Origin of the sequence: Luteolibacter rhizosphaerae (assembly GCF_025950095.1) — a bacterium.
Classification (GTDB): Bacteria; Verrucomicrobiota; Verrucomicrobiia; order Verrucomicrobiales; family Akkermansiaceae; genus Haloferula; species Haloferula rhizosphaerae.
The window spans coordinates 39232-49647 of sequence record NZ_JAPDDR010000013.1 but is presented as its reverse complement, the minus strand read 5'-3'; the positions used below and the strand labels follow the sequence as shown (position 1 = coordinate 49647).

The following is a 10416-nucleotide window of genomic DNA, read 5'->3' as shown; positions in this document are numbered from 1 at the left end:
TGTCCCCTGAATCCCGCCATGTCCCGACGGAAACCGTCCGGCCGCCGCAACCTTTTCATTTTGAAGCCCTCCCCACCGAACGCGTTCGTCCTTGGCGCCCTGCTCATTTACCCGGGCTTGGCTGTTCACACCGTCACTTCGATGACGACCGGAGACCTCCTGAAAATTGGCCTCTGGTGGCCGCTGATCCTCTCGGCCTGCCTTGTACCAGCAGCGATTTTCCCGGTCCTGATCCTCAGAGCGATCGTTACATCCCTCTCCCGTCGCGGGCGCTGGCCCCTTTGGCTTGGATCCAAAACCATTCTAGGTGTCGCCTCGGCAATCTCGCTCGCGCTTGCAGGCGCAGGTCTCTACTCGGCAACTCCCCGGCAACGCTACCTCAAGCTGGTCGGGAACGGCGACAACGACGGGGCTTCGGAAATCAAAGCCAGCGGCTTCAATTCCTTTCTCGCGACCCGCTGGCTCGTCACCTTCAAGATCGACCAGCAAGGCGCAGAAAGGATCCGGACCCGTTGGGAGCTTGAGGAAACCAAGCCATTCTCCCTGAAGGAAAGGATCGCGCGCGACCCGGTTTTTTCCTCATCCGGTTCGGCCTTGCTCGCCGAACCACCCGGTGCTCAAGGAGTGAAATGCTTCATCAAGAAAAGCGACAGCACCAAAACGAGCACCAAGACTTGGATCACCTTCGCAGTGAGAGATTCCGACGGGCAGGCTTGGTTTTTCAGGGGCTATCAAAATTGAAGCAATGAAGGGTCTACAAATCAGCCTCTGCGCCACTGCCATCATTCTCGGCTCGGCAATTGTCGCTCTCTCGATATCCGGCTCGATTCGCTACTTCGACAGCTTCAAGATCCCCTACGATCCCCGCGGACACGCCACCCTTTTGGTGCGCTTGCTGGCAGGTTCCGCAGTCAGCATTCCGGTCTCGGTGGTCATGCTGGTTCTGCTCCTTCGCGAAATGCAGATCCCCCGTTGGTTTGTTCTCATTGGGGCTCTGTCAGCGGTGTTCTCGTTCAATCTCCCGGTCGGAATCGGGCACGACTTCAGTCACGCGGTTTTCGAGGAATGTTCGAGCAAGTATGGGAGAGTCGTTTCTTTCTTGGGAACTCTCCAAGCCCTCCTTCTCCCTGTCGTCTATCTGCTCAGCCGGAGAACGGCCGCTGTTACTACCGAGACCAATTCACCCGCCTAACCCGGTACAAGAAAAACCCGCTATCGCCGTTGGGGGAACGAAGGCAGCGGGTTTTCCCTTTTGGGTCGTCCGCCTTCGGGGGGATGGGCGGGTCTGTTCGGGGGGAATTCCAAACCGTTTCGGCGGGGGGACCGGTCAGGCTTACGGGGGTCATCATGGCCGATTTTGCCCCGGCTCCAAGTACGCAATCGTGGAGGTAGCCGAAAGTTCCATTTCGGGGCGGAAACGAAAGATTTCAGCCCCCCGCAACGGGGTGGGCAGGCTTGAATGAAGTTGCCAGCATTCAAACAGGTGCTCATCTTCCGGCGCATCCGCCCGGTTTCCTTTACCGGCGGCGATTCTTCCTCCGTCCCCGCGCGCAAGGTTTTCCGAGTACGATGAATATTTTCCAGCGCCTCGCGTCGAATCCCGTGATGGGCCCAGCAGGGTCCGGCGGGGCGGCTTCCGGGATGCCGGAGGAGCCCGAAGCCGGCCCGGACGACGAGGCACTGGTCCTCCGCGCAAAAGCGGGCGACCTGAAAGCCTACGACGAACTGGTCACCCGTCACCGGGGAAGAATCTACGCTATGATCCGCAACATGGTCAAAAACGACACCGACGCCTGGGACCTCTCGCAAGAGGCCTTCATCAAGGCGTGGCAGGCCCTGCCTCGTTTCGAGGCCAAGGCCCGTTTTACCACCTGGCTCTACCGGATCGCCCACAACTGCGTCTACGACTTCACCCGCCGCCGCCGCCCCGAGGGTGGCGACGAAATCAACGACGAGCTTTTGAACCGCGACCGGATCGACCCCGCCGCGGTGGCCACCCCGGCCGAGTCCCGCAGCCCGGACGAAGCCCTGGCCGGAGACGAACTCCGCGCGAAAATCGAATCCGCCCTCTCCAAACTCTCCCCTGAACACCGCGAAGCCGTGATCTTGAAAGACGTCCAAGGTTTGGCGTATAAGGAGATCGCCGACGTGATGAGCTGCTCGATCGGCACGGTGATGAGCCGTCTTTTCTACGCCCGTCAGAAACTCCAATCCCTCCTGCAGGATGAATACGATGCCCGATGAAGAACTGCTGGCCCTCTGGGTGGAAGACGAGCTCGATAGCGCGTCGGCCGCCGGGGTCGAAGCGTGGGCCGCGACCCAGCCCGAGTGGTTGGCCCGCCGGGAGGACGCGCGCCAGTTGAAGGCCCTCTTCCGCCGTGCCAACATGCCGTCGGCCGAGGAGCCGCCCTATGCCGATTTCTTCAATTCCCGGATCTCCCGGGAAATCGCCCGCGAGGCGGCTGCAGCAGCCCCTGCCGCTCCCGCCCCTGCCCGCGAACGCAATTTCTTCCGCTGGCTGCTACCAGCTACCGCGGTAGCCGGCATGGCGCTCTGCTTCTGGGCTGGCACCCGATTGGTTCCTTCCGCCCCCGCTCCGGTGACGGTCGAAGCACCGCCGGTGCTCTATACCCCGGAGAAGGGTGTGAATGCCGAATACTTTGCGTCCAGCTCCGCGGATGCCGAGGTGATCGTCCTCGATGGCGTGGCCGCCATCCCGGATACCTTCGAGCTGCCGGAAACCGCTTCCACCGATCGAGGTCCGGCCGCCACGGCCGATATCGATATCGAGCCCCGATGAACCGCCGTCTGCTGCTCGCCCTGCTGATCCCGGCCTGCTTCGGCTTTGCCCGCAGTGCCGGGGAGGAGGCCGATCCCGAGAAGGAAGTCATCGGCTCGGTGAAAGTCACCGTCTACCTCGGCACCAATGGTGATGCTTCAGCGGTCGGCCCCCGGGCGAAAGAAGTTCCGGCCGAAATCGCCGCCCGCCTGAGCGGCGAACAGAAGCTCAAATTCTCAAAATACCTGGAGCTGGCCCGCGACCAGCGGATGCTCTACCGGATCTACCAGAACTGGTCCGAGCCCTTCGAGCCGAGCAACGAGGTGATGCTGCGCTTCGAGCCCCAGAGCAATCTGGACAAGGACACGATGCGCCTGGACCTGGAACTCTGGCTAAGCCGGAAGAAGATCCTCAAGACCGACGCCGCGATGACCTTCGGCAAGCCGCTGCTCGTGCTCGGTCCCGATTGGAAAGGTGGACGACTCATCCTGGCCGTGGAACTGTCCCCGGAGAAATCCGGCAAACCTTGAGATCCATGGGAAAATTCCTCGCTTTGCTCCTCGTCGCGGCCAGCCCGCTCGCGGCAGGTCCCCTCACCTTCGACAAAACCGCGAAGGAAGTGGATGTCCCCTTTGAAGCCACCTCCACCTTCGTGGACTTCAGCTTCAAGAACACCGGCAGCGAGACGGTCGTCATCGATCGCGCCCAGAGCGACTGCCCCTGCATCTCCAGCGCCATCAAGGGCGGACTGGTCATCGCCCCCGGCGGTGAAGGCACGATCCGCGCGACCATGGACACGAAGGCGCTTACCGGCGTGGTGGATAAGACCATTGGCGTCTGGCTGAAGGGCGACAGTCTCCAGCCCTCCCAGCTGCTGAAGATGAAGGCGAAGATTCCCGATCTCGTCACCGTCGAGCCCAAGGCCGTGATCTGGGAGATCGGCGACGCTCCGGAGCCGAAAAAGGTGACCGTGACCATGAATCCTGCCACGATGCCGATCCACGTGACTTCGCTGACCGGTGCGGACGGTTCCTTCAAACACGAGTGGAAGGAGATCGAAAAAGGCCGGAAATACGAGATCACGATCACCCCGGTTTCAACCGATGGCCATCGCAACGGCGTGTTGCATCTGGATACCGACTGCACCTACCAGCGCCACCGCTCGCACGGAATCTTCGCGGTGGTGAAGGGCAAGGTGAAGAAGCCCTGAGCGGGATTCCACGGTCACCCGCCCCTTTGCGGCACTTGCACAAGCGCCCATGCTGCGGCATTACTTGCGTCCATGCGCTCGATACTTCTCGCCGCCCTCGCTCTCTGTGCGCCCCTCGCCGCGGCGGAACTGAAGTTCGAAACCAAGCTGCGCGAGTTGAACATCACGGCCGACGAGGCCAAGGCGGTCACCGAGTTTCCCTTCAAGAACGAGTCCTCGGAGGATGTGGAGATCGTGGAATACACCTCCGGCTGCTCCTGCCTGAGCGCCTCCATCAGCCCTTCCGGCAAGCTGATCTACAAACCCGGCGAAAGCGGAATCATCCGCTCTGAGTTCGAGCTCAGCGCCTTGGCCGGCACGGTGGACAAGGCGGTGGCCATCCGGCTGAAGGGCGATCCGAAGGACGAGCCCTCCATCGTCCTCAATACCCGCATCCACATCCCGGTGCTGGTCGAGATGGAGCCCAAGACCCTCTTCTGGAATGTCGGGGAAGACGCCAAACCGAAGAGCGTGACCCTGACGATGAAGCACAGCGAGCCGATCAAGGTGGTCAAGATTTCCGGTGCCGACAGCCGCTTCACGCAGGAGCTGAAGACGATCGAGGAAGGCAAGAAATACGAGATCGTCGTGACTCCGGCCAAGACCGCCGAGGTGGCAATGGGAGTGATCCACATCGAGACCGACTGCAAGCTCCAGCGGCACCGCTCCCAGCGGGTCTTCATGGTGGTGCGCAAGGCCCCGGCAACCGCCACCGCCGCCAAACCATGAAAGTCGTCACGGAGCTGGCATTGGTGGTGATCCTCGCTTCCGCAGGCGCGCTCGCCACGTGGAAGATCGCCGGACCGCCGGATCGGGCCATCGCCTGCGATCCTGCCAAAATGAGCGAGGAGGAGATTTGCCTCGCCACCGTGACAGCCGAATGGCCGGACGCCCTCTGGATCGACGCCCGCTCCGAGGAAGCATGGAAAAAGGACGGGCTTCCCGGCTCCATCCACATCACCACCATGGGTCAGGTCAGCTTCGACGAACAGCTCGCCGCCGTCTTCGACAAGCTAGCGGGCGCCCAACGCGCGGTGGTGTATTGCGACGGGCTGAACTGCAATCTCAGCAAGGAAGTGGTCCGGCAGATCAAGGTCTACGGGCTGCCACTGGAGGCGAAGGCCCTCTACGGCGGCGTGGAAGCGCTCAAGGCCGCGGGAATGATCAAGGCCCCCACCCCAGCGAGTTGATGTCGATCAACTCGAGGTAGGGCTTCTCCGGATCCTCCCTGAGATTCCACTGGATGGTCACCGTGGCGCGGATCCTCACGCCCCAGCGCAGGGAGGAAGCGGGATCCTCCACCATCTTCTTGAAGCGGGAGCCGGTGGAGACATAAGCCCGCGAGGTCTCCTTGCCGATCGAGCTCGGAAGCAAGCGCAGCGTGAACTTGCGATCGGGATTCGGAATCCCTGCTTCATGACAGCCGGGTACCGGCTCGATCACGGCATGGAAGGTTCCCGGGTCGAGGGCATTCGGTTCCCGGGTGAAGGAGTGCAGGCGGCCGCCCGCGAGATCGAGGAATGCCGGCAGGAAAACCTTCGGCGCCTGGGTGCCACGCTGCCGCACCAGCATCGAGAAATCCACGCTCTTCCGGTTCGGGATGAAGAAGGTGACCCGGTAGGGGTAGTCGGTCACCTGCTCGTCCGGATGATGCTGGGGCAGCTCCGTGGAGATCCGCTCTACCTCCCAGAGAGGACCGTTCATCAGCGGCATCGCTTCCAGTTCAGAGATGCTAGCCGCCTCCGGCTCCACCATGCCATAGCGCGTTCGCGCATCCTTCGCGCGCAGGAAAGCCTCAAGCAGCTCGTTCGCGATCATCGCCGGGGACAAGCCGTCGTCCGCCGGAGCGGAAGGCGCAGGGGCGGGAGCAGGTGCTTGCACGGCCTCCGGGCTCGCAGGCATTTCGGCGGGCTGGACCGGAGCAGGTGCGGGTGCTGGTGGCGGGGTGTCCGCCTGAGCTGGAGATACCGGAGCCATGACGATCTCCGGCGTAGGCGGTGGCGGGACCACCAGGGGCGCAGTGGCCTCCTTCAGACGTTTGCCGGGACCGCTCGGCAGATAGAAATACAAGAGCAGGTAGCTGACCGTGGTGGCTGCCGCGCAAAAGACCGCGGGGACCAAGGCCTGCATCAAGCGCGTGGAACCGCGGCGACGCACCGTCTGGATCGGCTCCAGCCGCTTCATGTGCTCGTCGTTCGTGCTGTGGCGAGCTTGAATCGGACCGGCTACGGCACGCTCCTTCATCAGCCGGGGCTCGGGCCGGATCTTGCTGCCGTCCGCAGCGGCTGTTTCCTCCCCCGCTTCCTCCAAGGGTGGTTCCGGCGTCTTGGCGACGGGAACCGGCACCGGGTAATCCGGCATGGCAGGAGCCTTTTCTTCCTCCACCACCGGAGCGTGTGGCGGCGGTAGCGGCAGCTCGGGACCAGGGGAAACCGTGGCCGCCTCGGGCTCGGCCGGAACCCCGGCGGAGGGCAAGGGCGGGGTGACGGCGGCTGGTGCGGAGGCTTCGAAGGGCGACGGGCCCTCGTCAGGAACCGGCGCGGTGATGCTCATCCGGCAGCTCGGGCACGGCCCCTTCACCCCCGCGAATTTCGCCGGCACCGTGAGCCGGATGTTGCAGTGCGGGCAGTGAAAAGTGAGCGTATCCGTCGCCATCAACCAGGGGGTGGGAGTTTGAACACGGGGAAGCTACCGGATCGATCCGGAGGCGTCAACGGTGCGGCGGGACAAGCCATGTCTTCCCACCACCACGAAAAAGGCCGCCGGAATCTCCCGGCGGCCTTCCTTACAAATCCTTGAGGCAGACGATCAATGCTCCATCGGGCTCTCGCCGGAAGCATCGCCCAGATGCGACGAGCGGTCCGGCAGGAACTTCTTGAAGCGCGTCTTGTCGATCGCCTTCATGTAGGCTTCTTCCGGAGAGATCTTGCCGGCTTGGAGCTGGTTCCAGATCGACTCGTCCATGAACTGCATGCCCTCGCCCTTACCGCCCGTAATGACGTCGTAGAGCTTCTGGGTGGCGCCTTCACGGATAATGGCCGAGACGGCAGGCGTCGCGAACATGATCTCGTGCACGGCCACGCGGCCCGGCTTGTCGCTGCGCTTGCAGAGAAGCTGGGCGAGCACGCCGCGGAGCGAGGCCGCGAGCATGGTGCGCACCTGCGACTGCTGGTCGGCGGGGAACACGTCGATGATACGGTCGACCGTCTTACGGGCGTTGTTGGTGTGCAGGGTACCGAACACCAGCAGGCCGGTTTCCGCCGCCGTCAGGGCGAGCGAGATGGTTTCAAGGTCGCGCATCTCACCCACCAGCACGATATCCGCGTCTTCACGCAGGGCGGCGCGCAGGCCATCGGAGAAGGAAGGCGTCTGGATCGGCACCTCGCGCTGGGTGATGATCGAGCGCTTGTTGCGGTGCACGAACTCGATCGGCTCCTCGATCGTGATGATGTGCCGGTTGTAGTTCGTATTGATGTAGTCGAGGAGCGCCGCCAGCGTGGTGGACTTGCCCGAACCGGTCGGACCGGTGACCAGCACCAGACCGGAGCGGATGTGCCCGAACTGCTTCACGACCTCCGGCACGCCCAGGGATTCCAAGGACATGATCTCGGTCGGGATCAAGCGGAATACCGCGCCGAGGCCGTGGTTTTGCTTGAGGTAGTTGCAGCGGAAGCGCGACTCCTCGTCCATCGAGTAGGCGAAGTCGAGATCACCGCCTTCAAGGTATTTCTCGAAAGCTTTCGGATCACAGATCTCCGCGAGCATCGCCTTGAAGCTCTCCCCTTGCAGGACAGGCTGGTCGGGGATGGCTACCACGGAGCCGTGCTTGCGGATCTTCGGCGGCTGACCTTCCGAAAGGTGGAGGTCCGACCCCTTGTTCGCGACGAGGTACTGGAAATAAGCGTCGATGACGGCCATGGGATCGAAAGGGTCAGGAAGTGAAGAAATTGCGCATCTGGTTCTTATCCTCGCTGCGGAAGAGCGCTTCTTCCTGCGTGATCAAACCCTTGATGTAGAGGCGGCGCAGCGACTCATCCATGGTGATCATGCCGACGTTCTTACCGGTCTGCATGATGCCGGGCAGCATGAAGGTCTTGCCATCGCGGATGGTGGCCGAGACAGCGGCGGTATTCACCAGAAGCTCCAGCGCCATCACCCGGCCCTGCCCGTCCGCACGCGGTACGAGCTGCTGGGACAAGACACCGCGCAGCGATTCGGAGACCATGATGCGGATCTGCTCGCGCTGATCGACCGGGAACACGTCGAGCACGCGGTCCAGGGTTCGCGGGGCATTGCCGGTGTGGAGGGTGCCGAGCACCAAGTGACCGGTTTCCGCGGCGGTGAGCGCCAGCGAGATGGTCTCAAGGTCGCGCATTTCACCGACCATGATCACGTCCGGGTCTTCCCGCAGGGCGCCGCGCAGGGCCTTCGCGAAGGACTCGGTGTGCGTGTGGACCTCGCGCTGGTTGACCTGGCAGCCCTTCGATTCGAAGACATACTCGATGGGGTCTTCCAGCGTGAGGATGTGGTCCTCACGGTCCGCATTGATGAAATCGACGAGCGCGGCCAGCGTGGTGGACTTGCCGGAACCCACGGCTCCCGTCACCAGGATCAGCCCGTTGTGATAACGGGTCAGCGGGGTCAAGTGCTCCACCGGAAGATTGATCTCTTCCATCGAGCGGATCACCCCGGTGATGATCCGGAAAACCATGTCGTAGCCGAGACGCTGCTTCACCACCGAGGCGCGATAGCGGCCGTCGCCATTTGAATAAGCGAAGTCAACGTCGCCATTCTCCTGAAGACGGGTCCATTCGCGTTCACTAAGAAAGGAGCGGGCGAGCCGTTCCGTATCCTCGGCCGTGAGCGGAGGATGATCGTTCCAGATGGGCGAAAGTTGGCCATGACGACGCCATGCCGGGGGATAAGCCGTCGGCAAATGGATGTCGGAACATTCATACTCGCGGCCGAGTCTGAGATATTCGTCAACGTGGTCGAGTACGCGGTGCTCGGACATGTGGGCGTGCTTTAGAGCGGGAAGATTTCGGGTTGGGAAGTGCGAATTGCGACTTTGTCTCAGGGGTGTTTATCCTGTGAGTACCTAGGCTGTGCGAAGCGTGACTGAAACTCGCGCAAGGCCCATGACTGTAGGGCCGGACGGGCCAAAGTGAACAAGCCGCCGAGCAAAACCGTCCACAGGCTTTTCTTCACCACCTCCTCGGTTTTCGCCGGGCGAAGCCGGCGCCTCTTCAGCACCATGCTGGTCAGGAATCCAGCCCCGAGCGAGCCACCCAGCCAAGCCAGCGGCTTGGACAGGACGGACTCCTTCACGCGGGACTTCACATCGAGCCGGCGGCGCAGGTGCGCGATGTCCCGCGCCACCTCCCCGCGGGAGCGGGCGATCCGGGAGATCAGCGCTTCGAGATCTCGTTCTTGTGAAGAAGCCATTCGCGGTCTTTTAGAAGTTCAGCCTTGGAATGCGGGAATGCCGGCGGGGCCGGACGGCGCAGAATCAGGACTGCCACCACGGCAAGCAGCACGTGGAAGCCGGCAGCACCGAGGGCGACGAAATACCACGAGCCGGTGCCGGAAGCAATCCAGCCGATCAAGCCCGCCACCGCGACCAGCCACGCCACCAGCAGGCAGCAGATGGCGAAGACGATCAGCGCGACCTTGATCGCGGCAAGCTTTCCGGCCTCCTTGGCCTCCAAGGACAACAACTCCACCCGCGCGGAAACGAATTCCACCGCGGATTCCCGCCAGGACGAGTGCTCGGGCATTTCCGGTTCAGGGCCTTGGGTCATGGTATCAAATGCCCGTGAACGCGGCCGCGCGGACTGCGTTTCACGGGCGATTCGGGGTAGCCGCTCTTAGCGGCGGGCAAGCAGGCCGATCACGAATCCGAGGCCCAAAGCGCCGACCACGCAACGCGTAGGATGCTGGCGGATGTAGTCCTCGGTGGTGATGTGAATCTCCTTCGCCTTCTCGCGGGTTTCACGCCACTGCTCGTCGGCGGCGCTGCGGAACTGCTTGGCGCGATCGCCCGCCACTTCCTTGAGGTGGGAAGCCTTTTCGGTCGCAGCGCTCTTGAAGGCCTGGGCCTTCTCGCTCGCCACTTCCTTCAGATGGGAGGCCTTTTCGGTGGCCACTTCCTTGAAGTGCTGCACGGATTCCACCGCGCGCTCCTTCAGGGCCCGGGCCTGCTCGCTGGCTTGGCCGGCCACATCCTTGACCTTCTCTCCCGCGGCGGTGCGGAGGTCATTGGCGGCTTGGCCGACGGACGGACCATTGGAGAAACCGGCTTCGGGATCGAGGGAACCGGCGTTGCTGGCGAAAGTGTCGGACATGACTTGGAATGGTTGGAAATGAAGGACGGAGCCACTTGTCGCTC

General features: G+C 62.7%; 15 protein-coding genes. 9 read left to right on the top strand and 6 right to left on the bottom strand.

The window, feature by feature from the left end:
- Positions 1–18: 18 nt before the first annotated feature.
- The 8 genes from OJ996_RS21480 to OJ996_RS21445 all read left to right on the top strand — a co-directional run bounded on the left by OJ996_RS21480 (position 19) and on the right by OJ996_RS21445 (position 5218).
- Complete coding sequence (locus OJ996_RS21480; RefSeq protein WP_264515744.1) at positions 19–741, top strand: hypothetical protein; 723 nt, start codon at positions 19–21, stop codon at positions 739–741.
- A 4-nt stretch (positions 742–745) separates the two neighbouring features.
- Entirely contained in the window at positions 746–1192 is a 447-nt protein-coding gene (locus OJ996_RS21475) for a hypothetical protein (protein ID WP_264515743.1), read from the top strand.
- 377 nt (positions 1193–1569) lie between these two features.
- Positions 1570–2244 carry an RNA polymerase sigma factor gene (locus tag OJ996_RS21470; RefSeq protein ID WP_264515742.1) on the top strand — a complete coding sequence of 225 codons (675 nt, stop codon included), beginning with the start codon at positions 1570–1572 and terminating at the stop codon, positions 2242–2244.
- The gene (locus tag OJ996_RS21465) at positions 2225–2800 is read left to right on the top strand and encodes an anti-sigma factor family protein (protein ID WP_264515741.1); all 576 of its coding nucleotides are present in this window, start codon (positions 2225–2227) and stop codon (positions 2798–2800) included. The genes OJ996_RS21470 and OJ996_RS21465 overlap by 20 nt, the downstream gene beginning before the upstream one ends.
- A complete protein-coding gene (locus OJ996_RS21460) occupies positions 2797–3309 on the top strand; it encodes a hypothetical protein (RefSeq protein ID WP_264515740.1) in 513 nt (170 codons plus the stop codon). Before OJ996_RS21465 ends, OJ996_RS21460 begins: the two co-directional genes overlap by 4 nt.
- Before the next feature lie 5 nt (positions 3310–3314).
- Entirely contained in the window at positions 3315–3989 is a 675-nt protein-coding gene (locus tag OJ996_RS21455; RefSeq protein ID WP_264515739.1) for a DUF1573 domain-containing protein, read from the top strand.
- A 72-nt stretch (positions 3990–4061) separates the two neighbouring features.
- Positions 4062–4757, top strand: coding sequence for a DUF1573 domain-containing protein (locus OJ996_RS21450; RefSeq protein ID WP_264515738.1), 696 nt, complete (start codon positions 4062–4064; stop codon positions 4755–4757).
- Positions 4754–5218 carry a rhodanese-like domain-containing protein gene (locus tag OJ996_RS21445; protein WP_264515737.1) on the top strand — a complete coding sequence of 155 codons (465 nt, stop codon included), beginning with the start codon at positions 4754–4756 and terminating at the stop codon, positions 5216–5218. The genes OJ996_RS21450 and OJ996_RS21445 overlap by 4 nt, the downstream gene beginning before the upstream one ends.
- On the opposite strand, the gene OJ996_RS21440 is transcribed toward OJ996_RS21445, so the two are convergent.
- A complete protein-coding gene (locus OJ996_RS21440) occupies positions 5193–6389 on the bottom strand; it encodes a hypothetical protein (protein ID WP_264515736.1) in 1197 nt (398 codons plus the stop codon). The two genes, OJ996_RS21445 and OJ996_RS21440, sit on opposite strands and share 26 nt — an antisense overlap.
- Between OJ996_RS21440 and OJ996_RS21435 the strand changes: the two genes are divergently transcribed.
- Entirely contained in the window at positions 6388–6660 is a 273-nt protein-coding gene (locus tag OJ996_RS21435) for a hypothetical protein (RefSeq protein WP_264515735.1), read from the top strand. The genes OJ996_RS21440 and OJ996_RS21435 overlap by 2 nt on opposite strands.
- A gap of 176 nt (positions 6661–6836) precedes the next feature.
- Here OJ996_RS21435 and OJ996_RS21430 read toward each other — a convergent pair whose 3' ends face one another.
- The 5 genes from OJ996_RS21430 to OJ996_RS21410 form a co-directional block, all read right to left on the bottom strand.
- A complete protein-coding gene (locus tag OJ996_RS21430; RefSeq protein ID WP_264515734.1) occupies positions 6837–7946 on the bottom strand; it encodes a type IV pilus twitching motility protein PilT in 1110 nt (369 codons plus the stop codon).
- Positions 7947–7959: 13 nt separating this feature from the next.
- The gene (locus OJ996_RS21425; protein ID WP_264515733.1) at positions 7960–9042 is read right to left on the bottom strand and encodes a type IV pilus twitching motility protein PilT; all 1083 of its coding nucleotides are present in this window, start codon (positions 9040–9042) and stop codon (positions 7960–7962) included.
- Positions 9043–9101: 59 nt separating this feature from the next.
- Complete coding sequence (locus OJ996_RS21420; protein ID WP_264515732.1) at positions 9102–9473, bottom strand: hypothetical protein; 372 nt, start codon at positions 9471–9473, stop codon at positions 9102–9104.
- Positions 9437–9829, bottom strand: a complete 393-nt coding sequence (locus OJ996_RS21415; protein ID WP_264515731.1) for a phage holin family protein — start codon at positions 9827–9829, stop codon at positions 9437–9439. The genes OJ996_RS21420 and OJ996_RS21415 overlap by 37 nt, the downstream gene beginning before the upstream one ends.
- Before the next feature lie 66 nt (positions 9830–9895).
- Positions 9896–10372, bottom strand: a complete 477-nt coding sequence (locus OJ996_RS21410; protein ID WP_264515730.1) for an ElaB/YgaM/YqjD family protein — start codon at positions 10370–10372, stop codon at positions 9896–9898.
- Positions 10373–10416 lie beyond the last annotated feature (44 nt).